Consider the following 25,727-nt stretch of genomic DNA (forward strand, 5'->3'; position numbering starts at 1 on the left):
GCGTTCGAGATGGCGACCTGGGCCGCGTGCGGGTTCAGGCGGGATCGCCCTCGACGACGCGAGCCGCCGGTGCACTGCCGCTGCGCGCAGCGGGCAGCGATCCACTGGACACCCCCAGATAGCGCTGCAGCAGATCCTGCAGGATCGGGCTCTTCTCGGTCAGGCCCTCGATGGAGCGCCCCAGCGAAACGGCCTTGACCACGTTCTCGAACATGCCGCCGTCGCCACCGATCAGATCGATGTCGGCATTGCGCAGCGCGGTCGCGATGACCTCGGCATTCTCCTTCGATACTTCCTTGCCGGCTTCGAATGCCGCCAATGCCTGCTTGAGGCTGGTGTCGAGGGTCATACGGAACTCCTCGTGCCCGCGCGCGGTGTCGCTGAGCGCGTCGATCGCACCGAACTTCTTGGTCAGGCCTTCGGCCTCGGCGAAGAGCTTCTTCTCGATGACGCTGGCCTCGGCCAGGCCCAGCGATTCGGTCGCCGTTGCCCTGGCGCGGCCCATCTGCTCCTCGCCCTGCGCGCGTGCGGCCAGCTGCTCGGCCAGCACCTTGGCCTCGGCGGCGCCCTGCTTGAGGTTGGCATCGGCCATCGCATCGACCACGCGGGCCTCGGCGATACCGACCTTCTCGATCGCCGACGCACCCGCTTCCTTGACCTGCGCCTCGGCGAGACCCGGCGCGGCGCGCTCGGCCTGCACGCCTTCGGCGAGCAGCTTCTTGGCCTCGGCCTGCTTGCCGGACGCATCGAACTCGGCCTGCGCCAGCGTGGTGATCTCGACCGCGCGGTGACGGGCCGCAGTCTCGCGGGCCTCGGCTTCTTTGACCTGGCGCACCAGCGATTCCTGCGCCTTGGCTTCGGCATCGAGGATGGTGACCTGCTTCAGGCGATCGGCCTCGGAGACTTCGCGCAGTTCCTTGATGCGTTCTTCTTCGGCCGCGACGGTACGGTCGATCGAGATGCGCTCGCGGGTGATGTTGGCGACGTCCATGCGGCCCTGCTCGACCACCTTGTCGCGCTCCACGCCCTGCAGCTGCACTTCGCGATCGGTCGTCACCTGCTCGAGCTTGCGCGCGCGCTCCACGCGCTCGGCCTCGATGGCGACGGCACGCTGGCGGTTCTGGGTGGCGACTTCGACTTCGCGCAGGCGGTTCTCCTCGCGGATGTCGATCAGCTGCTGCGCCTCGATGCGCGCGTTCTCCGACAGCTGGCGCTGTTCTTCCTGCACCTTCTGCGTCTCGGCGGTCTCGCGGGCCTGGATGGTTTCGATCTCGCGCTTCTGCCGCGCCTCGGCCTCGGCCTGCTGGCGTTCCAGGGCGAGCGTGGCTTCGCGGGTCTCGACGTTCTTCTTGGTGATCGCCAGGCGCTCGTTCTGCTCGAGCTCGTTGGTGACCACGTTCTGCGACGCGGTCAGCTCGGTGATCTTGCGGATGCCTTCGGCGTCGAGGATGTTGTGCGGATCGAGCACGTTCTTCGGTGTCTGCTCGAGATAGTCGATCGCGACGTCTTCCAGCACATAGCCGTTGAGGTCGTTGCCGATCACCGCGATGATCTCGTCGCGAAATTCCTGGCGCTTCTCGAACAGATCGGTGAAGTCGAACTTCTTGCCGACCGTCTTCAATGCCTCGGAGAACTTGGCGTTGAACAGCTCGTCGACGGCGTGCTTGTCCGACGCACGGTCGGCGCCGAGCGCCTTGGCCACGCGCAGTACGTCGGCCTGGGTCTCGTTGACGCGCAGGTAGAACGCGACCGCGATGTCGGCGCGCATGTTGTCACGGCAGATCAGGCCTTCCTTGCCGCGGCGGTCGATCTGCAGCGTGATCAGGCTGATCTTCATGTGCTCGGCGCGGTAGAGCACCGGGATGATCAGCGCACCGGTGAAGTGCACCTTCGGCGTCGCGCTCATGTCGTTGACGATCAGCGCGGTGCCTTGGTCGACCTTCTTGTAGAAGGCCTTGAACAGGCCCGCGATGCCCAGCAGGGCGACCAGCAGCACCCCCAGGCCGATCAGGAAAGGGGCGATCGTGGCAACGCTCATTGCAGCTCCTTGCACATGAGACCCGCGGACGCGGGCCGAGGGATCAAAGGGTTCGGTACCGGGTTTCGGGCAGCACGCGCCAGGCATGCGTGGCGGCGTCGAAGTCGACCAGTACCACGCGGTCGCCGCGGCGCAGATCGGTGCCCGCATCGGCGCGAACCTGCAGGATCAGGCCGGCACCGCCATCGTCGACATCGGCCATGCCGACGTGTTCGGACACCAGCGGCGTGCGTACTACCGCGACCTGTCCGAGCAGCGACTGCTGCGCCGGCGTGCGCCTTGCCAGCAGCCATAGACGCACCGGGCGCAGAACGGCCGACGCGATGAACACCGACGCGACGAACGCGACCAGCGCGACGCCACTGCCGACGAGCCAGCGCAGCCAGCCGGCGAACTGTCCGAGCACGAACAGATGCACGAAATAGGTCAGGAACCAGGCGAAGAAGGCCACGAGGGTGACGACCAGCATCAACGGCAGCCGGTCCAGCCCGAAGCGCCCGAGCATGCCGGCCAGACCATTGGTTTCGCCGAGTTCGACGGCATCGAGACCGTCGAGATCGAGGTCCACGAGACCGGTGGCCGCGAGCAGCCAGTAGATCGTGCAGAACGCCAGCACGATGCTGTAGACCAGCGTGGGAAAGCCCAGCGCCGTATGCACGAATTCCGCCATCCCCGGTTCCCGCTCCCTGTTGCGGGCCGCGTGCGCGGCCCCACCCCATCCATCGGTCCTATCATGCCAGCGCGGCAGGGCGCGGCGCCATCGCGGGTTCAGTCGATGGACACCAGCGCGCGCGACGGCGACGGCGACGGCGCTCGATACTCGATGCGGATTTCGCGATGGCCCTCGGGCACGTGCGGTTCGACGGGTGTTGCGCCGACGCAGCCGGGAAACCGTTGCCGGCGCATCACAGCGCCCAGTTCGGCGAGCGCCTGCGTCATGGGCGCATCGCCATCAGCCGCCACGACGCGGCCATCCGACGTGAGCACCGCACCGCGCGCATCGTCATTGCCCCCTTCGACCGCAGCATCCGACGGGGCCTGTCCGGCTGCGATCACGTCGATCGGCAGCGCGCGTGCGCAGTCGCCCGTGCTCTGTATCTCGACGTCCGCGAACAGTACGCCCACGAACGCGTCGAGCAGATCGCCGACCGGAACACCACCGGCATCCGCAGGGCGCGAGTACCGGCCCTTGATGAAGTGAAGCTGGCGCAGTCCGATCGTCATCGCAGTGTCGTAACGGCCCGATGCGCGCTCGATCCAGCCGGACGCGGTCCGGACCTCGCCATCGGCGCTCTCGGGCTCGACCCCCTGCAACGCGATACGACGCGCGCGCGTCGCATCGAAGTGGACCGCTGCGACATCCTGCCGCCCGACTAGCGTGCCGATGTCCGCGATGGATCCCCGCATGTGCGTATCGAGCACTGCAGCGTCGGCCTCGCCGACCGGATAGAAGAACACGTCGATCCAGCCGGGCATCGCATCCTGCGCGTAGCGCACCGACACGCCGAGCTCGGGCTGCTCGTAGCGCTTTTCACCCTGTGCCTGCCAGCCCTGCACGGTCAACGGATAGACGATGCGGGTTTCGCGCAGATAACCGCCGAGCAGCGGCGTCGGTGCGACGTCATCGGCCGCGATGACGGTCGCCGGAAGCGCGCCCGTGGCCAGCAGCGCCAGACACGCCAATACGAATACACGTGAACCCGCCCGAGCCCGATCCAGTGCCATGCAGACCTCCCCTGTCCTGTGGCGATGCTAACCGGATCGGGGCGTGCGGTGTCCATGTCGCCTCCGGATCTGCCGGCACCGGCGTGCGAGCGCGCGCAGCTAGCCCGAGACGTCGACCACCACATCCGGCGCGCAGGCGAACAGGCGCGTGCCGGGCTCGCGGTCGACGCGCCAGCCGCCGGCGAAGGCAGTGAAAGCCGGCAGCACGCCGGCGGATTCGCCGAACAGGAAGGCCGGCAGGCGCGGCACACCCGGCAGGCGCACGACGGGATGCAGGTGACCGCCGAGCCGGTAGCCGGCGGCACCCGCGCCATGCGCCGGATCGTGGACGAACAGGAACGGCGCGACCGCCAGCGTGTGTCCATGCAGGTGGATACCGAGCGTATCGGCGACGCTTGGACGCGCGGTCAGCGCGCGATCGTGGTTGCCGCCGACCAGTTCCACCGACAGCGCCTGCCGGCCCGCGCGCCAGTGCATCCACGCATCGCGCCAGTGCGCATCGTGGACGGCCGCGTGCAGCAGATCGCCCAGCACCAGCAGACGCGTGACCCGGGTCTGCGCCAGCAACGCGTCGAGCCTGTCGAGATCGTGCGCGGTGCCGCCTTTCGGCAAGGCGATCCCCGCGCGGCGGAAATGGTCACCCTTGCCCAGATGCAGATCGGCGATCGCGAGCAGCGACATCCTGGGCCACCACAGCGCGCGATCGGGCAGCAGCACCAGCGCTTCGCGGGCCAGCGTGATGGCAAGACTGCCGGGCACCGCGGTCTCAACCACGATTGCGTTTCTCCAGCTGCGCCGCGGCGCGCTGCACGCGGGTGCGCCAGTCCTCGGTGCTGAGCTGTCCACGCAGCGACTCGGCCCACAGCGGGAACGACATCGGGGTGAACGTCTTCAGCGCATGCAGCGCGAGCGTGCGGCCACTGCAGTCTTCCAGCGTTTCGCGCAGGCGCACGACTTCGAGCTGCGCGGCGAAGACTTCGCGCTCCGCCAGCGCCAGCAGCATGTGGTCAGGATCGTGCCGGCGCAGCACGTCGAACAGCAGACCACTGGACGCCTGCAGCTGGCGCATCGAGCGCGGCGCGCGTCCCGGCAGCGACGGTGGCAGCAGGCCGGCGACCCGGGCGATGTCGCGGAACTGGCGACGTGCGAGTTCGGCGAGGTTGAGGCTCTCGCGCAGATCCTCGAGCAGGGATTCGGGCGTCAGCAACGCGGCGATGTCGTCGGCGTCGAGCTCGACATCCTGCGCGGGCGACAGCACCAGTCCGTAATCGTTGGCCGCGAACGTGAAACTGTTGGGATGCCGGCGCCCCCAGCGCAGCGACCACAGCGCGGCCAGCCCTTCGTGGACCTGACGGCCGGCGAAGGGATACAGGAACAGATGCCGGCCGCCGCGCACGTGGATCCATTCCACCAGCAGACGGCCCGGCGCCGGCAACGCCGACAGGCGCTGCTGCAGATCGAGCAGGCGCCCGATCGCGCGCAACTCGGGCACGTCGCGCGGTGCTTCGAACAGCCGCTCGACTTCGTGCGCCAGCGTGCCCGACAGCGCCATGCGCCCGCCCGACCATTTCGGCACGGTGCCGCTGCCGGACTTCGCCACGCGCACGTACGCGGTCATGTCCTCCAGCCGTACGAGTTCCAACGTGCGTCCGGCGAACTGGAATCTGTCGCGCGGTCGCAGCCGGCCGATGAAGCTCTCTTCCACCGAACCCAGACCGCCGCCCCGCATCAGCTTCACCCGCACCGAGCCGTCGCTGGCGATCGTGCCGATCGACAGCCGATGGCGCAGCGCGATGCGGCGGTCGTCGACGCGGTAGACGCCCGCCTCGTCGCGCACGACGCGGCGGAACTCGGGATAGTGCGCGAGCGCAGTGCCGCCCTGCACGATGAAATCGAGCACCGCGCGCCAGGCGGTGTCGTCGAGCGCGCGGAAGGCGTGGGTGCCGCGTACTTCCGCGAGCAACGCGTCGGCCTCGAAGCCGCCGCCGAGCGCCAGCGTGACGCAATGCTGGGCCAGCACGTCGAGACTAAGCACCGGCGGCGGTCGCGATTCGATAGTGCCGGCCGCGACCGCGGCGCGCGCGGCGGCGTATTCGACGAGTTCCAGCGCATGCGTCGGCACGCAGACCACGTGCCCGGCTTCGCCTGGACGATGCCGCGCCCGACCAGCACGCTGCAGCAGACGCGAGACGCCCTTCGGGCTGCCGATCTGCAGCACCTGGTCGACCGCGGGGAAATCGACACCCAGATCGAGACTCGACGTGGCCACCACGCAGCGGATGCTGCCGTCGCGCAGACCCTCTTCCGCCGCCGCGCGCAGCTTGGGATCGAGCGAACCGTGGTGCAGCGCCAGCGTCTCGGGCGCTTCCGGCCACACGGCGTTCAAGGCGCGATGCCACAGCTCGGCCTGCGATCGCGTATTGGCGAACAGCAGGCTGGTGCGCTCGGCCATCAGCCGTTCGAGCACGCGCGGCAACTGCGCCAGACCGAGATGACCGCCCCACGGGAAACGTTCGTCCTCGCCGGGCAACAGGGTGTCGAGGGTGAAGCGCTTGGGCGCGACGCCGGCGACCAGTGGCGCATCCGGCAGATGCGGCAGCAAGGCGTGGCGCGCTTCATCCAGATTGCCGAGCGTCGCCGATACGCCCCAGATCCGCAGCGCAGGATTCAGGCGACGCAGGCGCGCGAGCGCCAGCTGCAGCAGCACCCCGCGCTTGTTGCCGAGCAGTTCGTGCCACTCGTCGACGACCACGCACTGCAGCTGTGACAACTGCGGCGCCATGTCGGCATAGGACTGCAGCAACGACAGCGATTCGGGCGTGGTGACCAGCACGTCGGCCTGGCCGCTGCGCGCGAGGCGTCGGTCGCGCGCGCTCGCGTCCCCTGTGCGCATCGCCACCACCCAGTCCAGCCCCAGCGCTTCGATCGGCGCACGCAGTGCGCGCGTGGTGTCGACCGCGAGCGCACGCAGCGGCGTGATCCACAGCACCTTGAGGCTGCCGGGCGGACGCGTCACAGGTCGCTTGCGTGGTTTCGATGGTGCTTCGGCACGCGGCGCCGACGCGACTGCTTCGAGCAGCGGGCCGCCGATCGCGGCCAGCGTCTTGCCGCTGCCGGTTGGTGTCTGCAGCAGGCCGGACTCGCCGGCGAGATAGCGCTTCCAGACTTCGCGCTGGAACGGCGCGGCAGTCCAGCCCTGCGCTTCGAACCATGCGCGCATCGGCGCGTCGGGGCCGCGCAGACGCTTCACCGGCTGTTCCCGTGGGAGCACGCTTGCGCGCGATGGAACACTCCCGATACATCCTCTTCGCGCGCAAGCGCGCGCCCACACACGCACGTCATCGCGCCAGTGCCTTCAAGGTGTCCAGCCGGTCGGCCTCGGCCATCGGCTTGTCGTGGCGCCAGCGCAGAATGCGCGGGAACCGCACCGCGATGCCGGACTTGTGCCGCTTCGACACATTGACCGCTTCGAAGCCGAGTTCGAACACGTGGTGCGCGCGCACCGAGCGCACCGGCCCGAAGCGTTCCAGCGTGTGCGCGCGGATCCACTTGTCGAGCGCGAGGATCTCGCTGTCGTCGAGACCGGAATACGCCTTCGCCACCGGCACCAGCGTGTCGCCGTCCCACAGGCCGAACGTGTAGTCGGTATAGAGCGTGCTGCGACGACCATGCCCGGCCTGGGCGTAGAGGAGCACCGCATCGATGGTCAGCGGATCGATCTTCCACTTCCACCAGTCGCCGCGACGCCGACCGGTCTGGTAAGGCGCACTCGCGCGCTTGAGCATCAGGCCTTCGACGCCGCGATCGCGCGCTTCCTCGCGCAACTGGGCCGCCGACGACCAGTCCGCGACGTCGACGCGTGGCGACACGACGATGCGCGGATCGCCGTGCGCGGTGATCAGGGCCTCCAGTGCCGCGCGGCGCTCAGACTGCGGCCGCGCGCGCCAGTCCTCGCCGTCGCGTTCGAGCAGGTCGTAGACCTGCAGGCGCACCGGCGTGTCGGCCAGCGTCTTCGGTCCGGGCTTGAGCCGCTGGATGCGCGTCTGCAAGGCGGTGAACGGCAGCGGCGCATCGTCGTCCGCGCGCCAGGCCAGCAGTTCGCCATCGAGCACCACGCCGTCGGGCAGCGACATCGCCGCCGCTTCGATTTCCGGGAAGCGCCCATCCAGACGCTCCTCGCCGCGCGACCACAGCGCGACCTCGCCATCGCGACGCAGCAGCTGCAGCCGGATGCCGTCCCACTTCCATTCGAGCAGCCAGCCCTCGATCGGCCCGAGCGCGCGCGCGACCGCATCGGGATCGTTGGCGAGCGCAATGATGTCGGGCGCGACCGTCGGCGCGTCGTCCTCGACCGGCGCCGCTTCTGGCAGGCCCGCTTCCGCGCGCAGCGCCGACTCCAGCGGCGAGGCGAGAAAGAACGGATACGGCTGCTGGCGATCGCCGGGCAGTTCTTCCGGCGACAGCAGATCGCGCAGGAACTCCGGTGTCGGTGCCCAGCTGCCGAGCATCCGTTGCGCGAGGCGTGCGATGTCGATGCCGGTCAGCTCGGCCAACGCCTGCTGCACCAGCCGCTGCGACACGCCGACGCGCAGCGCGCCGGTCAGCAGTTTGTTGAACAGCAGGCGCTCGTCGAAGCGCAGCGTGCGCCAGGCCTCGACGATGACCGCGCGGCGGATCTCGACGTCCTTGTTGGCGACCGGCAGCAGCTTTGTCTCGATCCAGTCTGCAAGCGCGACGTCCGGCGATGCTTCGGCCGGATCGCCCAGCAGCAGCGCCAGTGTCTCGCCCAGATCACCGACCTGGTCGTAGCTGTCGTCGACCAGCCAGTCGGGCGTGCCCGACTCGACCGCGATCCACTCGCGCAGTTCGCGGGTATTGGCGATCTTCTTGCGTGCACTGGCTACCTTCCCGCCCGACAGCAGATACAGCGCCCATGCCGCATCGCGCGGTGGTGCCTCGCGGAAATAGCGGATCAGCGCGGCGCGCTTGTCGAGCGTGGCGGTGCTCTGGTCGAGCTCGCGATACAGCTGCGCGAAGCGCTTCATGCCCGCCGCTCCAGTGCGGCAGACGCCTTGCGAAGCGCCGTCACTCCTCGCCTCCGAAACCCGTCCGGAACGCTTCGGCCGCGATGCCGTCTTCGCGCAACGCGCGGATGATCGCGTCAGTGTTGCCGTGGGTGGCGATCACGCGCGACGCGCCGGTCTCGCGCACGGTGCGCATCAGGTCCGGCCAGTCGGCGTGATCGGACACCACGAAGCCGCGGTCGTAATTGCGGCGGCGCCGGTTGCCGCGGATCTGCATCCAGCCGGAGGCGAAGCCCTGCTGCGCACGGCGGAAACGGCGGATCCAGGAACTGCCCGCAGCGGATGGCGGCGCAAGGACAAGCCTGCCGGCGAAGTCGGCGGCCTTGTCGGTGTCTGCCACCGGCAACGTGTCGATCAGTGACACGCCGGCGCGGCGGTACACCTCGACGCCGGTCGCGACGGCGCCATGCAGCAACACGGGTTCGTCGGCATGCACCGCCAGTTCGGCCAGTACGCGCTGTGCCTTCCCCAGCGCGTAGCAGTAGAGAATCGCCGCCTCGCCGCGTTCGGCGCAGTGGTCGCGCCAGGCGACGATGTCGCGGGCGACTTCGGACGTGTCCGGCCAGCGATAGACCGGCAGACCGAACGTCGCCTCGGTGATGAAGGTGTCGCAGCGCACGACTTCGAACGGGTCGCAGGTCGGATCGTGCTGGCGCTTGTAGTCGCCCGAGGCGACCCAGACTTCGCCGTCGACCTCGACGCGCACCTGCGCCGATCCCAGCACGTGTCCCGCCGGATGCAGCGACACGGTGGCATTGCCCATCTGGAACGGCGCGCCGTATTCGTGCGCCGCGTAGATCTGCTCGCCGAGCCGCCATTCGAGGATCGGCAGACCGATCCGGGTCGTGTGATACGCGCCCATGCCCGTGCGGGCATGATCGCCGTGCCCGTGCGTGATCACCGCGCGCGGCACCGGGCGCCACGGGTCGATGTGGAAATCGCCTGCCGGGCAGTACAGCCCTTCCGGGCGCAGCTGGATCAGATCGTTGGACGCGACGGCCATGGGCGCAGTCTGGGTAGCGGCTTGTGCACGAGGCGGCAAGCCTGCAACCGCGCCGTCGCGGGATATGAGACGCCGGCGCGCGTCTCCTGCTGCGGTTCAGCGGGGATCAGCGCGCGTCGTAGCCGGAGAGTTCGGCATCGGGCTCATCGTCGTCGCGCGTGGGGCGCCAGGTCCACGCCAGGGTGTCGGACAGCATCTCGCCGGTCAGCGGCTTGCGCAGGAAGCCGTCGAAACCGGCGACATGCGCCGCGGCCTCCGCATCGGCATCGGCCCGCGCCGTGACCGCGATCATCGGCTGGACGAACCCGTGTGCGCGCATCATGCCGGCGAGGGTCAGACCGTCGATGCCGGGCAGGTCGAGATCGAGCAGCGCCAGATCGAAGCTGCGCGTGGCGATCTCCGACAGGGCGCCGAGGCCGTGCATCACGTGCACCACCTCGTGGCCCTGCGACTGCAGCAGTCCGGCGATCACTTCGGACACGGTCTGGTCGTCCTCGACCAGCAGGATCTCCAGACCGACCGCGGAGGTGATGCGTTCGACGCCCGATTCGATCTGCGGATGCGGCGGATCGGTCACCACCGGCAGCGGCAGGATCACGCGGAAACGGGTGCCTTCCCCCGGCGTGCTCTCGACCTCGATGTGCCCGCCCATCGTCGCAGACAGCTCTTGGCTGATGGCCAGTCCGAGCCCGCTGCCGCCGTAGCGCGATGCAGTGCGCGCACCTTCGGCCTGTTCGAACCGTCGGAACAGGCGCTCGCGCTGCTCGTTGCTCAGGCCCGGCCCCGTGTCGGTGACGACGAAACACAGCGCGCCGGCGGAATCGACGTCCACATGCAGCCCGACCCGGCCGGTCTCGGTGAACTTGACCGCGTTGCCCAGCAGATTGAGCAGGATCTGGCGCACGCGCCCGGGATCGCCGAGCACCCACGCCGGCACGGACGGATCGATGATCACGTCGAAGCCCAGCGACTTCTGTCGCGCGATCGGCGCGCACATCGCGACGACGTCCTGCACCAGCCGCGCGACCTCGAACGGTTGGGGATCGAGCTCGAGCCTGCCGGCTTCGATGCGGGCGAGATCGAGTGCGTCGTTGACCAGACGCATCAGGTGATCACCCGCGCGGCGGATCGATTCGGCATAACCGCGCTGGCGTGGATCGAGGGACGTGTGGAGCAGCAGCTCGCTCATGCCCAGCACACCGGTCATCGGTGTGCGGACCTCGTGGCCCAGCGTGGCGAGAAAGCGCGTCTTCGCGAGGGAGGCCTGCTCGGCGAGGCTGCGCTTGTCCTCGGCGAGCTGCCAGGCATGGCGGCGCTTGAGGCGCGTCCGGTAGGCGCGGGCCACCCACCACAGCACGACACCTGCGAGCAGCAGCAATCCCAGCAGCGCCCAGATCGTGCGCCACCACGGCGGCGCCTGGCGAATGGTCAGCGGGGCCAGTGTGGTCCACTCGCCGTCTTCCGTCCGCGCTTCCACATGCAGGGTGTACCGCCCGGGCTCGAGCCGCGGGAACACACGTTCCGCGGTGACGTCCGCATCCACCCATTCCGACTCGTAGCCGTCCAGACGGAATCGATAGTGATGGGCGTGCGCATCCGTGAACGACAGCAGGCGTGCGACCACGCGCAGATCCCGGTCGCCGTGACGCAGCTCGATCGGGCCCGAGGGCGCAAGTTCGAGCTCATCGTCGTCGCGGCGCAGATCGATCGACTCGATCACCAGTGGCGGCGTCTCGTCGCGTCGATGCACGTCGGCTGGATGAAACAGCAACAGCCCCTCGCCGGTTCCCACCGCGAAGTGGCCATCCCGTGACACCCCGATGTGCTGTTCGCTGAATTCCTGGCTGGGCAATCCGTCGTGCACGCCGTAGACACGGATGCGCGATGTCGTTGGATCCAGACGCACCAGTCCACGCACGGTGGTGATCCACACCGTACCGCTGGCGTCGACGGCGACACCGCCAGGCATCACCTGCGGCAGTCCGTTCGCACGACCGAAGGCGAGTTGCCGGGTCAGCAGCGCGCCATTCCAATGGTAGGCCTCAAGTGTCCCCGGGCCCGCCAGCCAGACGGTGTCCGCTCCCTGCTGGGTGATCGCACTGATCGTGCGCTGGGGTGCGCCGGGCACGGGTTCGAAGGTGCGGGTGCCGGTCTTCCACGCGTAGATGCCGCGTGTGGTGGCGAGCCAGACGCTGCCGTCAGGCGCCTGCGCGATGGTCATCGGCCGCGCCAGCGACGGAATGCCATGGCCATCGCCTGCCCGGATCGATTCGATCAGACGTCCATCCGGGGCGCGCGCCTGCACCTCGTGGTCGCTGGCGAACCAGACCGTGCCGTCACGCTGTTCGACGATGCTGTCGGTGTGCTGACCACTCGGCGCCGGCGCGTCCTCATCGTCCTGGTACCAGCGCCGCACATCGCCACTCGCCGGATCGAAGCGCACCAGTTGCCGAAGGCAGCCGATCCAGACGATACCGGCATCGGTCTCGTGGACACTGCGGTTTGGCTCGCTCCCACACACCTCGGAGAGGCGGTGTTCGACGACGCCCGTGACCGGATCCAGGTGATCGAGAACCCCACCATTGCCGACAAGCCAGAAGCCTCCGTCGGCAGCCCGTGCGACCCCATGCACGAACGCATTCGCGGGCGTGGTCGGGTCCAGCACACGGCGCTGCAATACGGTGAAATTGCGCCAGTTGGCGGGCAGGTACCACAGTCCCGCATCCAGACTCGCGAACCAGAGCCCCCCTTCGCGATCCTGGAAGCCCGACGACCACGACGGTCGCACGGGTCCCCGGCTGGCGAAGCTGTAGAGCGGCACGTCATCGAGACGGCCCTCCACCTCACGCGCGAGGCCGCTGCGCGTGTCGAACCAGCGCACGCCCTGGCGATCCTGGACGAGCATGTGCAGCACGGGCGCACGCATCACCGGATCGACCTGCGGCATCATTTCGACCCAGCCGTCCGCGCGCCGCACGACACCACCGCCCTGCGCACCGATCCACAGATCGCCAGCCGTATCGATCACCAGACCATTGACCATGCGGCTGGCCTCTGCAGGCGACGGAACAGGTTCGAAATCGCGTCCGTTCCAGCGCGCGGCACCATTCTTCGTGCCGATCCACAGCGCGCCTTCGGCGGCAGGCACGATGTAGCTGACGCCATCCGCCGGCAGGCTGCGCGGGTCGTCAGGATCCGATCGGAATCGCCGAAGTCCGCCATCGGGCGCGAGCCGGTAGAGACCCGACTCGGCGGTTCCGAACCAGATCGCCCCATCCGGCGTCGACATCACGGCCCAGACGTCGTCGACGCCGATCTCGGCGTGGGTGTCGTGGTTGTAACGGGTGAACGTGGTGCGCTTCGCGTCGAGCATCGACAGGCCACCCCGCCGCGTGCCGACCCAGACGCGGTCCTGCGCATCGACGTGCACCGCCCAGACGTAGTTGTCGCCGAGGCCGTCCTCGACGCGCCAGACCCGGAAGCCCACGCCGTCGTAGCGCGCCAGACCGTCGCGGGTGGCGATCCACAGATAGCCCTGCCTGTCTTCGGCGATGGCGTTCACGCGATTCGACGGCAGCCCATCCAGCACGCCGATCTGCCGCGGCTGCGGGATGCTGGCGGTGACCGGGCCGTTCTGCGCCCACGCGGCGCCGGCCGACAGGCAGCACCACAGCCACACCAGCATCATCCCTGCAACACGCATCCCGCTCCCCGTACAGCACCGCCGCGCGTCGAACGCGCGTCCCGACGGGCATCCTCGCAACGCTGCGTTGCCACCGCAAGTTGCGCTGCACCGGCGGCCCGCGCCTAGAATCGGCACGACCGCCCGCCCCGCTGCCCTCCGGACCTCCGATGCGACTGCCGCGCCAGTTCCTCCTGCCGTCCTGCCTGCTGCTGGGTATGAGCACGCCCGCATGGGCCGCGCCGGCGCAGTACACGCTGGATCCGGTGCATACCCGTGTGCAGTTCGCGATCGACCATGCCGGGTTTTCGAAGGCGATCGGGACGGTGTCGGGCAGCACCGGCACGATCGTGTTCGATCCCGACGACTGGAGCACCGCGCGCGTGGCGGTGTCGATTCCGATCGCGCGCGTCGATCTGGGCGATGCGAAATGGAACCAGGCGACGGTCGCGCGCAACCTGCTCGACGGCGAACGTCACCCGGTCGCGACCTTCGTCTCCACCCGGATCGAGCCCATCGACGCGCAGCGCGCGATCGTGCACGGCGACCTGACCCTGCGCGGCGAGACCCGCGAGGTCGCGCTGCAGGTGGTGCTCAACGGGCTCAAGCGGTATCCGCTGCCACCGTTCCGCCGCACCGTAGGCTTCTCCGCGACCGCCGCGCTGTCGCGCGCCGAGTTCGGCATCGACGCGTGGAAATCGGTGATCGGCGACGCCGTCGAATTGCGGCTGGAAGTCGAAGCCTCGCGCAGCCGCGGCGGTTCGGACGCAGGTGACGATGCCGATGCCCCGGACGACGCGCCTGATGCCGAAGTGCCGACGGCCGACGCGCCTGTCGAAGAGGCACCTGCACCCCCGCCGACGGAGCCGACCCCGTGACGCTGCGCAATCCACCCGACCGCTGGGGCGGCGTCAGCCAGCTGCTGCACTGGCTGGTCGTGGCGCTGATCCTGACGACCGGCATCCTCGGCCTGGTCATGGGCGACATGCGCAACAATCCGACCAAGATCGAGATCTACGCGCTGCACAAATCGCTGGGGCTGACGATCCTCGCGCTGGCCACCCTGCGGCTGCTGTGGCGCCTGTATGCCGGCGCACCGCGCGCGGCGCCCGGCACGCCGCGCTGGCAGGACCGGGTCGCGTCGGTCACGCACTGGCTGCTCTACGGCCTGCTGTTCGCGATTCCGCTCAGCGGCTGGACCTTCAATTCCGCCGCCGGCTATCCGCTGCAGTGGTTCAAACTGGTCAATCTGCCCGCGCTGGTGACGCGGGACGCGGACCTGCGTCAGCTCGCCGGCAACGTGCACGAACTGCTGTTCTGGACGCTGGTCGGCCTGGCCTTGCTGCATGCAGCCGCCGCGCTCTACCACCATCTCGTCCAGCGCGACGACACGCTGGCGCGCATGCTGCCGCGCGGCTGGCTGCGCACCCGCACTCCGACTCCGCCCCTGCAGGACTGATGACATGCGCATGATCCGCTTCCTCGCCCTCGGCGCGCTGACCGCCGCGCTCGCCCTGCCCGCCCTCGCCGCCGATTACGTGCAGGCGCCGGGCTCTTCGCTCGCCTTCGCCGGCAAGTACCAGGGCGAGACGTTCTCTGGCACCTTCCCCGGCTTCCGCACGACGGTCAGCTTCGACCCGGCCAACCTGGCGGCCGGCAAGCTCGCGGTGACCATTCCGGTGGCCACCGCGACCACGCAGAACGCCGACTACGACACCGAGATGCGCGGCAACGCGTTCTTCGATGCGTCGAAGTTCGCCCAGGCGACCTACACCGCGACCGGCTTCCGCGATCTCGGCAACGGCCAGTACGCGGCCGACGGCACGCTGGAGCTGCGCGGTGTGCGCAAGCCGGTGACCCTGACCTTCACCTGGACGGACGGCGCGCGACCGCTGCTGTCGGGCCGCGCGACCGTGCGCCGTCTCGATTTCGGCGTCGGCGGCGGCGAGTGGGCCGACACCGGCACGATCCCGAACGAGATCGCGGTCAGCACCCGGGTCTATCTGCAGCCGGCGAAGTAACCGGCGCAGCGCGGTCAGCGGCGCAGCCAACGCCGCGCCGCATCCGCATCGAAGGGCCAGTCGAGCTCACGACCGTCGTACGCGTCGCGCAGCACCGGAACCCGCGTCCCGTACCGGGCTTCGAGCGCGGCATCGTCGTCGATGAAGACGCTGTCGAACGCCGGTACGCCGGCGTTGGCGAGCACGTCCAGCGCCAGATCGCACAGGTGGCAGTCGTCGCGCTGGTACAGGATCAGGGTGGGAGCGGTCATGTCGCGTTGCGGCAGGCCTGGATGCAGGCGCGGGCCGTAGAATAGCCACATGGCAGTCAGCACGTTCGACCTCTACAAGATCGGCATCGGGCCGAGTTCCTCGCACACCGTCGGGCCGATGCGCGCGGGCGCGCGTTTCGTGCGCCGTTGGCTGGAGGTGCCCGGTCGCCTGCAGGACGTGACGCGCATCCGTGCCGAGGTGTTCGGTTCGCTGGCGTTGACCGGTCGCGGCCACGGCACCGACAAGGCCGTGATGATGGGGCTCGAAGGCCACATGCCGAACCAGATCGACCCCGACATCATTCCCGATGCGCTCAACCGCATCCGCGGCGACAAGCGCATCCGGCTCGGCGGCACGCACGAGATCGCCTTCGACGAGAAGTCCGATCTGGTGATGAACAAGCGGCAGAAGCTGCCCTTCCACACCAACGGCATGCGCTTCACCGCCTACGACGCCGAGGGCGCCGTCATCGCGACGCGCGACTACTACTCGGTCGGCGGCGGCTTCGTGGTCAACGAGGACGAGGCGGCCGAAGACCGCATCGTCGCCGACACCACCGACGTGCCCTATCCGTTCTCGAGTGGCGACGAGCTGATCGCGCAGGCGAACACGCATGGCCTGAGCATCGCGAAGCTGATGCTGGAGAACGAGAAGGTCTGGCGCAGCGAGGACGAGATCCGCGACGGCCTGCGCGAACTGTGGGCGGCGATGCAGTCCTGCGTCGCGCGCGGCATCCGCCAGACCGGCACCCTGCCCGGCGGCCTGCACGTCACCCGCCGCGCGCCCGCGCTGCACGCCGAACTCTCATCCAAGCCCGAAGCCGGCATGCGCGACCCGCTGACCGTGCTCGACTGGGTGAACCTCTACGCGCTCGCCGTGAATGAAGAGAACGCCGCCGGTGGCCGCGTCGTCACCGCACCGACCAATGGCGCGGCCGGCATCCTGCCCGCGGTGCTGCACTACTACGACCGCTTCTGCCCGAATTCCACCGAGCAGGGCATCTTCGATTTCCTGCTGACCGCGTCCGCCGTCGGCATCCTCTACAAGGAGAACGCCAGCATCTCGGGCGCGGAAGTCGGCTGCCAGGGTGAGGTGGGCGTGGCCTGTTCGATGGCTGCCGCCGGTCTGACCGCCGCGCTGGGCGGCACGCCGAGCCAGATCGAGAATGCGGCCGAGATCGGCATGGAACACAACCTCGGCCTGACCTGCGATCCGATCGGCGGCCTGGTGCAGATCCCGTGCATCGAGCGCAACGCGATGGGCGCGGTCAAGGCGATCAATGCCTCGCGCATGGCCTTCCGCGGCGACGGCAAGCACAAGGTCAGCCTCGACAAGGTGATCCGCACGATGCGCGACACCGGCCGCGACATGCGCGACAAGTACAAGGAAACCTCGCGCGGCGGTCTGGCGGTCAACGTCATCGAGTGCTGAGGACCGGGACGCGTGCGCGGCGCAGACGGCGTCGCGCGGCATCCGACGCCTGCACTTGAATTGATTGCAACGAAAACGGCGCGCCGCAACCGCGGCACGCCGTTCGTGACGACACGCGGGCTCAGGCGCTGATCGACAGCGTCAGGCTGAACTGCCACGGCGCGGCCGGCTGTGCGGTCGGTTCGGGGTCGCGCTGGGGATTGTCGCTGCCGAGCGCGAGGCCGCCGTTGAAGCTGATCGCCATGAGGCCGGTGAAGAACGAGAAGATCTCGGCGAAATGGGCGAGGAAATCCGGGCCACCGTTCTTCAGTTCGTCGGTCGCCAGAATGAAGGCCTGGTCGACGTTCTGGATGTTGCCGTTGCGGTCGACGGCGATGAATCCGCTGCCGTTCTCGTTCTCCAGCAGCACGTTGCCGTCGCGCACCGCGGCATCGAGCACGCGGCCGCCGCCGGCGAATTCCTGGAACGACAGATCGCCGTGGGTGTTGCTGTCGACGCCGCTGATCTGCACGCCGTAGTCGCCGTCGGTGATCGTCACGACGGACGCGACCGTCGCGCCGTCGCCGCCCTGCGCCCACGGCGTGGTCTCGATGGTCACCTTGGTGCCGTCGTCGAGCTGGAACGTGGTCTGGCCCCAGAAATCGAAAGCGTGCTTGCCGTCGATCTCGACGTGCGGGTCGCCCCAGATGCGGTAGTTCTCGCCGGTCCCCTTGTTGAAGACGATGACTTCGTCGTTGTCGCCGGCGGTGATGCGGTAGTTCTCGTTTTCGAACTGCACGCGGCCGTCGGCGGTGCGCTGCGTGCTGGCGGCGCTCTGCACGGCCGGCAGCTGGCCGCTGATGCTGAGCGAGACGGAGATGCTGAGGTTGTCGGTCACGGTGGGCCCCTGGCTGGATGGAATCTGAATGACGCCATTCCAGCGCGCGCGCAGCGCCCACGACACCGGGGCGCACCCGATCTAGGGTTCGCCCCAGTCCAGGACTTCCGAAGCTTGCGCCGCTGTCAGACCACCTGCGCGTGGGTGATGGCCAGCACGTCGTCGAGCAATGCCGCCGCGGTGACTTCCGCGCCCGCGCCCGGGCCCTGGATCACCAGCGGCTGCGTGCTGTAGCGATCGCTGTGGATCGCGACACGGTTGTCGGTGCCATTGCCCGCGCACAGCGGATGGCCGACCGGCAACGCGCGCAGACCCACGCGTGCGCCGTCGGCGTCGAAACGGCCGACGAAGCACAGGCGCTCACCGTTCGCAGCCGCCTCCGCGCGGCGCGCTTCGAGCGTGTCGTCGAGTGCGGCCAGCGCCTGATCGACGTCCACATCCGCAGCGCGTGCGAGCACATCCGGCACCAGCGATTCGACGACGACTTCGTGCGCGGGCAATGCGATGCCCGCGGCGCGCGCGAGGATCAGCAGCTTGCGGCGCACGTCCTCGCCGGACAGATCGACGCGTGGATCCGGCTCGGTATAACCCGCCGCACTCGCCTGGCGCACCAGCGCCGAGAACGGCTGGCTGCCATCGTGGTGCGAGAACAGCCAGGCCAGCGAGCCCGACAGCACGCCTTCGATCGCGTGGATGCGATCGCCGCCGTCGATCAGCGCGCGCAGGCTGCGCAACAGCGGCAGACCGGCGCCGACCGTCGCACTGTCGCCGTAGCGGCCGCCGATCGCGCGCGCATCGCCGATCGACAATGCGCGGCCGAGATCGCCGCCGGTGCCGAGCTTGTTCGCGGTGACCACGTGCACGCCACGGGTCAGCCATTCGGGGTGCCAGTCGGCGACGGTTTCGCTGGCGGTCGCGTCGACGATGATGTCGCCCGGCTTCGGGCTTTCGCCTTCGGCCCACGGCGGGAATCCGGCGCGCCGACGCGCCGCGGCGCGGGCCTGCGCGAGCGCGGCATGCAGATCGTCGCCACCGCCGACCTGGGTGCGCGAATTGCAAAGCCATGCCACCTCGGGCAGCGCCACGCCCTGCGCGGTGAGTCGCGCATAGCGTTCGACGAACGCCGAGCCGACCGTACCGGTGCCGAGCAAGGCCAGGCGCGCGGGCCGCGGTTGCGCGCGGCGCCCCTGCCGCAGTTGCACGACGGTACTCATGCTTCGACGCCTGCGTGGGACGGGCGCGTGGCCGCGTCCAGCACGGTCGCGGCGCGAGCCAGGCCGGCCTGGATGTCGATCAGCAGATCGTCCAGTGCTTCGATGCCGACCGACAGGCGTAGCAGACCGTCGGAGATGCCGGCCGCGGCGCGCGCCGCCGGCGTCATCGCCGCATGCGTCATCGTCGCCGGATGCGCGATCAGGCTTTCCACGCCGCCCAGCGATTCGGCCAGGGTGAACTGCTGGAGGCCGGCGACGAATGCGCGCACCACGTCTTCCTGCGCCACGCCGGGCGCGCCGGCGAGCTCGAAGGACAACATCGCGCCGAAGCCCGATTGTTGACGCGCGGCGATGGCGTGACCCGGATGGTCGACCAGACCCGGATAGTGGACGCGCGCGACGGCCGGATGCGCGTCGAGCAGTGCGACCACGCCGGCGGTGTTCTCCTGGTGCACGCGCAGGCGCGCGTCCAGCGTGCGCAGGCCGCGCAGGGTCAGGAAGCTGTCGAACGGCGAGCCGGTGATACCCAGCGCATTCGCCCACCACGCGAGCTGCGCATGCAGCTCGGCATCGCGCGCGATCACCGCGCCGCCGACCACGTCGCTGTGGCCGTTGATGTACTTGGTGGTCGAATGCAGCACGACGTCGGCGCCGAATGCGATCGGGCGCTGCAGCGCCGGTGACAGGAAGGTGTTGTCGACCACGACCAGCGCGTCTGCCCGATGCGCGGCTTCGATGACGAAACGCAGATCGGTGATGCGCAGCAGCGGGTTCGACGGCGTCTCCACCAGCACCAGCTTCGGTTGCGTGGCCAGCGCGTCGGCGAGGCTGCGCGGATCGGTGAGATCGGCGGTGACGAGTTCGAAATGCCCCTTGCGCGCCAGCGCATCGAACAGACGCCAGCTGCCGCCGTAGGCATCGTGCGGCACGACCAGACGATCGCCGGGCTCGAGCAGCGCATTGAGCACCAGGGTGATCGCGGCCATGCCGGTCGGCGTGATCACACCGCCCGCGCCGCCTTCGAGTTCGGCCAGCGCCTCACCGAGCAGATCGCGCGTGGGATTGCCGCTGCGGGTGTAGTCGTACTGCCGCTTCTCGCCGAAGCCGGCGAAGCTGAAGTTGCTCGACAGCACGATCGGCGGCGTCACCGCGCCATATGCCGGATCGCGATCGATACCGGCGCGCACGGCGCGGGTCGCGGGCTGACAGGCGGCGTCGGTCGGGGCGTGAATGCTCATGCGGGGTCTCCGGAAGTGGGGGCACGCAGCGCGGTCGCGAGCAGTGCATCGATGCGGTCGGTTTCTTTGAGAAAGGCGTCGTGGCCGTAAGGCGATCGCAGCACGCGCAGCTGGCCGTTCGGTCCCAGGCCTTCGAGCAGCGTCACCGCATCGGCCAGCGGCACGAGGCGGTCGCCTTCGACGGCGACGACGGTCGTCGGCACGCGGATGTCGCGCGGATCGACGCGGTGCAGATCGATAGATTCCGACAACCGCAGCCACGCGGTGACCGGCGTGCGCGAGACGTAACGCGCGCCGGCAGCGTCGAGATAGTCCTCGGCGGCGACGCGCACGCGGCCGTTGACGACTTCGGGCGGGGCGTCGAAGCGCTCGGCGAATTCTTCCGGTGTGCGATAGCTAAGCATCGCGAACTGGCGCGCCAGCGACAGCCCCTGCGCGTCGGCGCACTGCAGCTGGCCCAGCGCGACGGCCTGCCGCTGCAGCGCGCGCCAGGCGGCCGCATAGGGATGCGCGCGATGCGCACCGCTGACCGCAACCAGCCGCTGCACGCGGGTCGCGTGGCGCGCCGCGAACTGCAGGCCGACCAGTGCGCCGTAGGAATAGCCGACGAAGGCGTGCAGTCGCGCGATGCCCAGCGCATCGAGCAGCACGGCAACCGCATCAGCCTGGTCGGTCGTGTCGATCGGCGCATCGAGCGCGCCATCGGCGCCGACGAAATCGAAGGCCAACAAGCGCAGCTGCGCCGGATCGAGCGTACGGCCGGGTGCGACCAGTTCCTCCAGCCAGCCGGCTTCGGCATGCGCGGCATTCGACGCCAGATGCCGATGCGCGGAAATGCCGCCGGCGACGAACACCACCGGCGCCGAGGCCGGGCCCTGCAGCTGATACCGCAGCGTGAGCCGACGCATGCCGGCATACCGGGTGGCGAGCTGCACGTCGAGGCTGCCGCGGGTGACGTCGTGCGCGATCGGCGCATCGGCAGCGAGCGCGTGCACGTACGCCGCGTCGGGCGTGGGTTCGGGACGGGTGGCGGTGTCGACGAGACTCATGGCACGGGATTCCGGATGGACTGGGCCATCGCGTCTCGCGGGAATCACCGGAAGTCGCCTGTCGGCGGAATACGACATCGGCGCGAACGCCGATACGGCATCACCATCTTCCGGTGGACACACAGGTCCCCGCAGGACTTGGCACCGCGATGGACGCCGCGCGACGCGCGGATCCCATCAGGTTGCCCCGGCATCAAAGGGCCTGCCCCTCCGCCGGTCTCGATGGATGCGTGCAGGTTGCCAGCGCCATTCGCGGATGTCAATCGCTTCATCCGGATGCAGCGATGGATCATTCCGGATGCAACCGGTCACGCAGATCGCACGGCGCTCGTCATAATCCGGGGATGCGCATCGCCCTCCTGTTCGCGGCCGCCCTGCTGGCCGGCTGCACCGCTCATTCCCCGCGCCCCACCGCACCCGAGGCCGATGCCGATGCCATGGCCGGCGTGGCGGCCGCCGATCGACCGGTGATCGTCGAAGCCTGGCGCTCGTCCGCGCACGCGGGCGACGAACTGGATTCGCTCGCCACCTGGCCCACGCCCGAGGGCAGTACCTGGTTGATCGCCACGGCCAAGCGCACCCACCAGTTGCGCGTATTCGATGCCGACACCGGCGTGATGCTGCGCACCGTCGGCGCCCGCGGGGCCATGCCCGGCCAGTTCGACCGGCCCAACGGCATCGCCGTGCACGGCGACCTGGTGTTCGTCGCCGAGCGCGACAATCATCGCGTGCAGGTGTTCTCGCTTCCCGGCTTCACCCCGCTGGCCGCGTTCGGCGCCGACGACCTCCGCAGCCCGTACGGCCTGTGGGTCCACGAAACCGCGCCGGACGCGCTCGAGGTCTACGTCACCGACAGCTTCATGGAGGGCGCCGACCACAAGCAGGTGCCGGACTTCGCCCGCCTCGATCAGCGCGTGCGCCGTTACCGCTTCGAAGCGCACGACGGCGGCTCGCCCAAGGTCACCGGGCTCGGCGCCTTTGGCGCTACCGATGCGCAGAGCGCGTTGCGCATCGTCGAATCGATCGCCGGCGACGCCGCCCACGACCAGCTGCTGATCGCCGACGAGGATCTGCGCCACAACGCGACGGTCCACGTCTACACGCTCGAAGGCGCGTACACCGGTCGTGTATTGCCGGCGGGTACGTTCGACGCCGAACCCGAAGGCATCGCGCTGTGGTCGTGCAGTGTCGACGGCGGTTACTGGATCGTCGCCGACCAGCTGCGCCCGCGCACCGTGTTCCGGGTGTTCGACCGTGCGCAGCTGACGCCGGCCGGCAGCTTCACCGGTGCACACGTCGCCGCGACCGACGGCATCGCACTGCATCCCGCGCCTACCGCGCGCTTCTCCGCCGGTGCGCTGTTCGCGGTCGACGACGATGCCTCGGTGGTCGCGTTCGATCTGCGCGAGGTCGCGACCGCGCTGCAGCTCGATCCCGACTGCAGCCGCTGAGCCTGCAGATGCCGATGCCTCGATGGTGGACAGCGTTCGCGTTGCTGGCGATGTGCGCATCCGGCGCCGCGTCCGCGCAGACGCCGTCGAGCGGCAGTTGGCCCGGTGCGACGATGGCGCCCGCCGTGCCTGCACAGGCGGCCATCGCATCGGCGCCGCGCACGTCGAGTGTCGAACTCGAACTGCGCCCGCGCTTCGGTGGCACCGAGGCCACTGCGATCAATCATCTCGCCGGCCCGGTGGAAGTGACGCTGCTGAGCGACGGTCCGCCGCCGCACGCGACACCGGCCCTGCCGGCACGCGTTACCGTGCCGGGCGGCGGCGGCCTCGTGATCGCGCAATTGACGGATGGCGCCGCCGGCACACGCTTGCAGCTCGTGGCCATCCCCGGCCTGCCGACCGCACGGGCGCGCAATGTCGAATACCTGTACCCGCTGCGCGACGCGCCCGTGCGGATCGCCCAGGGCTTCGGCGGCGGCTTCAGTCATGACGACGACGAAAACAGGCACGCGGTCGATTTCGCGGTCCCCGCCGGGACGCCGGTGCTGGCGGCGCGCGACGGCGTGGTGATGCAGGTCGAATCCGGCGCCAGCGCGCGCCTCGATCCAGACGCGATCGTGGATGCAGGCGACGACCGCGTACGCGGCAACTTCATCCGCGTGCTCCACGACGACGGCACGATGGCGCTCTACGCGCACCTGCAGCAGGCCGGCGTGGTCGTTGCACCCGGCGCACGCGTGCTGCGCGGCACGATCATCGGCTTCTCGGGCAATACCGGCCTGAGCGCCGCGCCGCACCTGCACTTCGTCGTGCAGGCCAACCGCGGCATGCGGCTCGAATCGCTGCCGTTCCGCATGGCCGGACCGGACGGCCCGCTGCGCTTCGGACAGGTACGGGCCGACACGGACGCCCCGCCCTGAGGCGGCCGCACGGCGTCGTATAATCGGCGGCTTCCCGATTCCAGCCTGCGCGCACCCGCGCGGCCGCCCGCATGTCCGATATCGCCTCCGAAAGTTCCCGCCGCCGCACGTTCGCGATCATTTCGCATCCCGACGCCGGCAAGACCACGCTGACCGAAAAGCTGCTGCTGTTCGGCGGTGCGATCCAGATGGCCGGATCGGTCAAGGGCCGCAAGGCCGCGCGCCATGCGACGTCCGACTGGATGGCGCTGGAAAAGGAGCGCGGCATCTCGGTGACCAGCTCGGTGATGCAGTTCCCCTACGAGGGCCGCGTCGTCAATCTGCTCGACACCCCCGGCCACGCCGACTTCGGCGAGGACACCTACCGCGTGCTGACCGCGGTCGACTCGGCGCTGATGGTCATCGACGTCGCCAAGGGCGTCGAGGAACGCACGATCAAGCTGATGGAGGTCTGCCGGCTGCGCGACACGCCGATCATGACCTTCATCAACAAGCTCGACCGCGAGGGCAAGGACCCGATCGATCTGCTCGATGAAGTGGAAACCGTGCTCGGCATCGAGTGCGCGCCGGTGACCTGGCCGATCGGCATGGGCCAGCGCCTCAAGGGCGTGGTGCATCTGGTGACCGGCGAGGTGCATCTCTACGAGCCGGGCCGCAACTTCACCCGACAGGATTCGACGATCTTCCCGTCGATCGACGCGCCGGGCCTGAGCGACAAGATCGGCGAGAAGATGCTGACCGACCTGCGCGACGAACTGGAACTGGTGCAGGGCGCCAGCCATCCCTTCGATCTCGAGGCCTATCGCGCCGGCAGGCAGACGCCGGTGTTCTTCGGCTCGGGCGTCAACAACTTCGGCGTGCAGCCGCTGCTGGATTTCTTCGTCGAGCACGCCCCGCCGCCGCAGGCACGCGAGACGACCACGCGCGAAGTCGCGCCGCAGGAAGACAAGCTGACCGGCTTCGTGTTCAAGATCCAGGCGAACATGGACCCGATGCACCGTGACCGCGTGGCCTTCATGCGCGTGTGTTCGGGCCGCTTCGAAGCCGGCATGAAGGCGTTCCATCCGCGCACCGGCAAGCCGCTCAAGCTCGCCAACGCGCTGACCTTCATGGCCAGTGACCGCGAGATCGCCGCCGAGGCGTATCCGGGCGACGTGATCGGCATCCACAACCACGGCACGATCTCGATCGGTGACACCTTCACCGAGGGCGAGAACATCGCCTTCACCGGCATCCCGAACTTCGCCCCGGAACTGTTCCGCCGCGCGCGCCTGCGCGATCCGCTCAAGCTCAAGCAACTGCAGAAGGGCCTGGCGCAGCTGTCGGAAGAAGGCGCGACGCAGTTCTTCAAGCCGCTGATGAGCAACGACCTGATTCTCGGCGCGGTCGGTGTGCTGCAGTTCGACGTCGTCGCCTACCGGCTGAAGGACGAATACGGCGTCGATGCGAGCTTCGAGCCGGTGCAGGTCAACACGGCCCGCTGGATCCGCTGCAAGGACGCGAAGACGCTCGAAGCCTTCCGCGACAAGCACGCGATGAATCTGGCCTACGACGCCGCCGATCAGCTGGTCTACCTGGCCCCGACCCGGGTGAACCTGCAGCTGGCCCAGGAACGCGCGGAGGGTGTCGAGTTCCTCGCCACACGCGAGCATGCGCATGCGGTGTCGGTGGACTGATCCGCGCCGCGGTCTCTGACAGGACACGGGCACCCGGTCATACTTCGCGGCAGTCCAATCCCCCAG

The 25,727-nt window shown here is 69.1% G+C and carries 20 protein-coding genes and 1 riboswitch; of the genes, 7 read left to right on the forward strand and 13 right to left on the reverse strand.

Going from position 1 to position 25,727, the window contains the following annotated elements:
- Window positions 1-34: 34 nt before the first annotated feature.
- The 8 genes from AC3A5T_RS11170 to AC3A5T_RS11205 all read right to left on the reverse strand — a co-directional run bounded on the left by AC3A5T_RS11170 (window position 35) and on the right by AC3A5T_RS11205 (window position 13,553).
- Window positions 35-2,038: a flotillin family protein gene (locus AC3A5T_RS11170; protein ID WP_487628633.1), complete on the reverse strand. Its 2,004-nt coding sequence runs from the start codon at window positions 2,036-2,038 to the stop codon at window positions 35-37.
- Window positions 2,039-2,081: 43 nt separating this feature from the next.
- Window positions 2,082-2,708, reverse strand: a complete 627-nt coding sequence (locus tag AC3A5T_RS11175) for a hypothetical protein (protein WP_487628634.1) — start codon at window positions 2,706-2,708, stop codon at window positions 2,082-2,084.
- 98 nt (window positions 2,709-2,806) lie between these two features.
- Window positions 2,807-3,763 (reverse strand): hypothetical protein, encoded by a 957-nt coding sequence (locus tag AC3A5T_RS11180; RefSeq protein WP_487628635.1) that lies wholly within the window; start codon window positions 3,761-3,763, stop codon window positions 2,807-2,809.
- Between the two features lie 99 nt (window positions 3,764-3,862).
- On the reverse strand, window positions 3,863-4,522 hold the full coding sequence (gene pdeM, locus AC3A5T_RS11185) for a ligase-associated DNA damage response endonuclease PdeM (protein ID WP_487628790.1): 660 nt from the start codon (window positions 4,520-4,522) through the stop codon (window positions 3,863-3,865).
- A gap of 7 nt (window positions 4,523-4,529) precedes the next feature.
- Window positions 4,530-6,983 (reverse strand): ligase-associated DNA damage response DEXH box helicase, encoded by a 2,454-nt coding sequence (locus tag AC3A5T_RS11190; protein WP_487628791.1) that lies wholly within the window; start codon window positions 6,981-6,983, stop codon window positions 4,530-4,532.
- Between the two features lie 118 nt (window positions 6,984-7,101).
- The gene (locus AC3A5T_RS11195; protein WP_487628636.1) at window positions 7,102-8,808 is read right to left on the reverse strand and encodes a cisplatin damage response ATP-dependent DNA ligase; all 1,707 of its coding nucleotides are present in this window, start codon (window positions 8,806-8,808) and stop codon (window positions 7,102-7,104) included.
- A gap of 40 nt (window positions 8,809-8,848) precedes the next feature.
- Window positions 8,849-9,850: a ligase-associated DNA damage response exonuclease gene (locus AC3A5T_RS11200; RefSeq protein WP_487628637.1), complete on the reverse strand. Its 1,002-nt coding sequence runs from the start codon at window positions 9,848-9,850 to the stop codon at window positions 8,849-8,851.
- Between the two features lie 106 nt (window positions 9,851-9,956).
- Window positions 9,957-13,553 (reverse strand): two-component regulator propeller domain-containing protein, encoded by a 3,597-nt coding sequence (locus AC3A5T_RS11205; protein WP_487628638.1) that lies wholly within the window; start codon window positions 13,551-13,553, stop codon window positions 9,957-9,959.
- A 149-nt stretch (window positions 13,554-13,702) separates the two neighbouring features.
- Here AC3A5T_RS11205 and AC3A5T_RS11210 point away from each other — a divergent pair, with 149 nt between their 5' ends.
- The 3 genes from AC3A5T_RS11210 to AC3A5T_RS11220 are packed head-to-tail and all read left to right on the forward strand — an operon-like array spanning window position 13,703 to window position 15,553.
- Entirely contained in the window at window positions 13,703-14,410 is a 708-nt protein-coding gene (locus AC3A5T_RS11210) for a YceI family protein (RefSeq protein WP_487628639.1), read from the forward strand.
- Window positions 14,407-14,991 carry a cytochrome b gene (locus tag AC3A5T_RS11215; protein WP_487628640.1) on the forward strand — a complete coding sequence of 195 codons (585 nt, stop codon included), beginning with the start codon at window positions 14,407-14,409 and terminating at the stop codon, window positions 14,989-14,991. The genes AC3A5T_RS11210 and AC3A5T_RS11215 overlap by 4 nt, the downstream gene beginning before the upstream one ends.
- A gap of 4 nt (window positions 14,992-14,995) precedes the next feature.
- Window positions 14,996-15,553 carry a YceI family protein gene (locus AC3A5T_RS11220; RefSeq protein ID WP_487628641.1) on the forward strand — a complete coding sequence of 186 codons (558 nt, stop codon included), beginning with the start codon at window positions 14,996-14,998 and terminating at the stop codon, window positions 15,551-15,553.
- A 14-nt stretch (window positions 15,554-15,567) separates the two neighbouring features.
- Here AC3A5T_RS11220 and AC3A5T_RS11225 read toward each other — a convergent pair whose 3' ends face one another.
- Window positions 15,568-15,804 carry a glutaredoxin family protein gene (locus tag AC3A5T_RS11225; protein WP_487628642.1) on the reverse strand — a complete coding sequence of 79 codons (237 nt, stop codon included), beginning with the start codon at window positions 15,802-15,804 and terminating at the stop codon, window positions 15,568-15,570.
- Between the two features lie 49 nt (window positions 15,805-15,853).
- Here AC3A5T_RS11225 and AC3A5T_RS11230 point away from each other — a divergent pair, with 49 nt between their 5' ends.
- Window positions 15,854-17,236 carry an L-serine ammonia-lyase gene (locus AC3A5T_RS11230; protein ID WP_487628643.1) on the forward strand — a complete coding sequence of 461 codons (1,383 nt, stop codon included), beginning with the start codon at window positions 15,854-15,856 and terminating at the stop codon, window positions 17,234-17,236.
- Window positions 17,237-17,357: 121 nt separating this feature from the next.
- Here the strand turns inward: AC3A5T_RS11230 and AC3A5T_RS11235 are convergent, their stop codons facing one another.
- From AC3A5T_RS11235 to metX, 4 genes are all read right to left on the reverse strand, one after another.
- On the reverse strand, window positions 17,358-18,113 hold the full coding sequence (locus AC3A5T_RS11235; RefSeq protein ID WP_487628644.1) for a DUF1521 domain-containing protein: 756 nt from the start codon (window positions 18,111-18,113) through the stop codon (window positions 17,358-17,360).
- A 125-nt stretch (window positions 18,114-18,238) separates the two neighbouring features.
- Complete coding sequence (locus AC3A5T_RS11240) at window positions 18,239-19,327, reverse strand: Rossmann-fold NAD(P)-binding domain-containing protein (RefSeq protein ID WP_487628645.1); 1,089 nt, start codon at window positions 19,325-19,327, stop codon at window positions 18,239-18,241.
- Window positions 19,324-20,565: an O-succinylhomoserine (thiol)-lyase gene (locus AC3A5T_RS11245; protein ID WP_487628646.1), complete on the reverse strand. Its 1,242-nt coding sequence runs from the start codon at window positions 20,563-20,565 to the stop codon at window positions 19,324-19,326. The genes AC3A5T_RS11240 and AC3A5T_RS11245 overlap by 4 nt, the downstream gene beginning before the upstream one ends.
- Complete coding sequence (metX, locus tag AC3A5T_RS11250; protein WP_487628647.1) at window positions 20,562-21,614, reverse strand: homoserine O-succinyltransferase MetX; 1,053 nt, start codon at window positions 21,612-21,614, stop codon at window positions 20,562-20,564. The genes AC3A5T_RS11245 and metX overlap by 4 nt, the downstream gene beginning before the upstream one ends.
- Before the next feature lie 100 nt (window positions 21,615-21,714).
- A riboswitch (SAM riboswitch) is annotated at window positions 21,715-21,843 on the reverse strand.
- Window positions 21,844-21,958: 115 nt separating this feature from the next.
- Here metX and AC3A5T_RS11255 point away from each other — a divergent pair.
- The 3 genes from AC3A5T_RS11255 to AC3A5T_RS11265 all read left to right on the forward strand — a co-directional run bounded on the left by AC3A5T_RS11255 (window position 21,959) and on the right by AC3A5T_RS11265 (window position 25,661).
- Window positions 21,959-23,065, forward strand: coding sequence for an NHL repeat-containing protein (locus tag AC3A5T_RS11255; protein WP_487628648.1), 1,107 nt, complete (start codon window positions 21,959-21,961; stop codon window positions 23,063-23,065).
- A gap of 8 nt (window positions 23,066-23,073) precedes the next feature.
- Window positions 23,074-23,985, forward strand: a complete 912-nt coding sequence (locus AC3A5T_RS11260) for a M23 family metallopeptidase (RefSeq protein WP_487628649.1) — start codon at window positions 23,074-23,076, stop codon at window positions 23,983-23,985.
- A gap of 71 nt (window positions 23,986-24,056) precedes the next feature.
- On the forward strand, window positions 24,057-25,661 hold the full coding sequence (locus AC3A5T_RS11265; protein WP_487628650.1) for a peptide chain release factor 3: 1,605 nt from the start codon (window positions 24,057-24,059) through the stop codon (window positions 25,659-25,661).
- Window positions 25,662-25,727 lie beyond the last annotated feature (66 nt).

Source organism: Luteimonas sp. Soil_C_16, from assembly GCF_057657295.1.

Coding starts and splice junctions, on each gene's coding strand:
- AC3A5T_RS11245 (WP_487628646.1), bottom strand. CDS start 20,565: ATGAGCATTCACGCCCCGACCGACGCCGCCTGTCAGCCCGCGACCCGC.
- AC3A5T_RS11240 (WP_487628645.1), bottom strand. CDS start 19,327: ATGAGTACCGTCGTGCAACTGCGGCAGGGGCGCCGCGCGCAACCGCGG.
- AC3A5T_RS11205 (WP_487628638.1), bottom strand. CDS start 13,553: ATGCGTGTTGCAGGGATGATGCTGGTGTGGCTGTGGTGCTGCCTGTCG.
- AC3A5T_RS11225 (WP_487628642.1), bottom strand. CDS start 15,804: ATGACCGCTCCCACCCTGATCCTGTACCAGCGCGACGACTGCCACCTG.
- AC3A5T_RS11230 (WP_487628643.1), top strand. CDS start 15,854: ATGGCAGTCAGCACGTTCGACCTCTACAAGATCGGCATCGGGCCGAGT.
- AC3A5T_RS11200 (WP_487628637.1), bottom strand. CDS start 9,850: ATGGCCGTCGCGTCCAACGATCTGATCCAGCTGCGCCCGGAAGGGCTG.
- AC3A5T_RS11255 (WP_487628648.1), top strand. CDS start 21,959: ATGCGCATCGCCCTCCTGTTCGCGGCCGCCCTGCTGGCCGGCTGCACC.
- AC3A5T_RS11180 (WP_487628635.1), bottom strand. CDS start 3,763: ATGGCACTGGATCGGGCTCGGGCGGGTTCACGTGTATTCGTATTGGCG.
- metX (WP_487628647.1), bottom strand. CDS start 21,614: ATGAGTCTCGTCGACACCGCCACCCGTCCCGAACCCACGCCCGACGCG.
- AC3A5T_RS11175 (WP_487628634.1), bottom strand. CDS start 2,708: ATGGCGGAATTCGTGCATACGGCGCTGGGCTTTCCCACGCTGGTCTAC.
- AC3A5T_RS11220 (WP_487628641.1), top strand. CDS start 14,996: ATGCGCATGATCCGCTTCCTCGCCCTCGGCGCGCTGACCGCCGCGCTC.
- AC3A5T_RS11260 (WP_487628649.1), top strand. CDS start 23,074: ATGCCGATGCCTCGATGGTGGACAGCGTTCGCGTTGCTGGCGATGTGC.
- AC3A5T_RS11190 (WP_487628791.1), bottom strand. CDS start 6,983: ATGCGCGCATGGTTCGAAGCGCAGGGCTGGACTGCCGCGCCGTTCCAG.
- AC3A5T_RS11170 (WP_487628633.1), bottom strand. CDS start 2,038: ATGAGCGTTGCCACGATCGCCCCTTTCCTGATCGGCCTGGGGGTGCTG.
- AC3A5T_RS11195 (WP_487628636.1), bottom strand. CDS start 8,808: ATGAAGCGCTTCGCGCAGCTGTATCGCGAGCTCGACCAGAGCACCGCC.
- AC3A5T_RS11210 (WP_487628639.1), top strand. CDS start 13,703: ATGCGACTGCCGCGCCAGTTCCTCCTGCCGTCCTGCCTGCTGCTGGGT.
- AC3A5T_RS11265 (WP_487628650.1), top strand. CDS start 24,057: ATGTCCGATATCGCCTCCGAAAGTTCCCGCCGCCGCACGTTCGCGATC.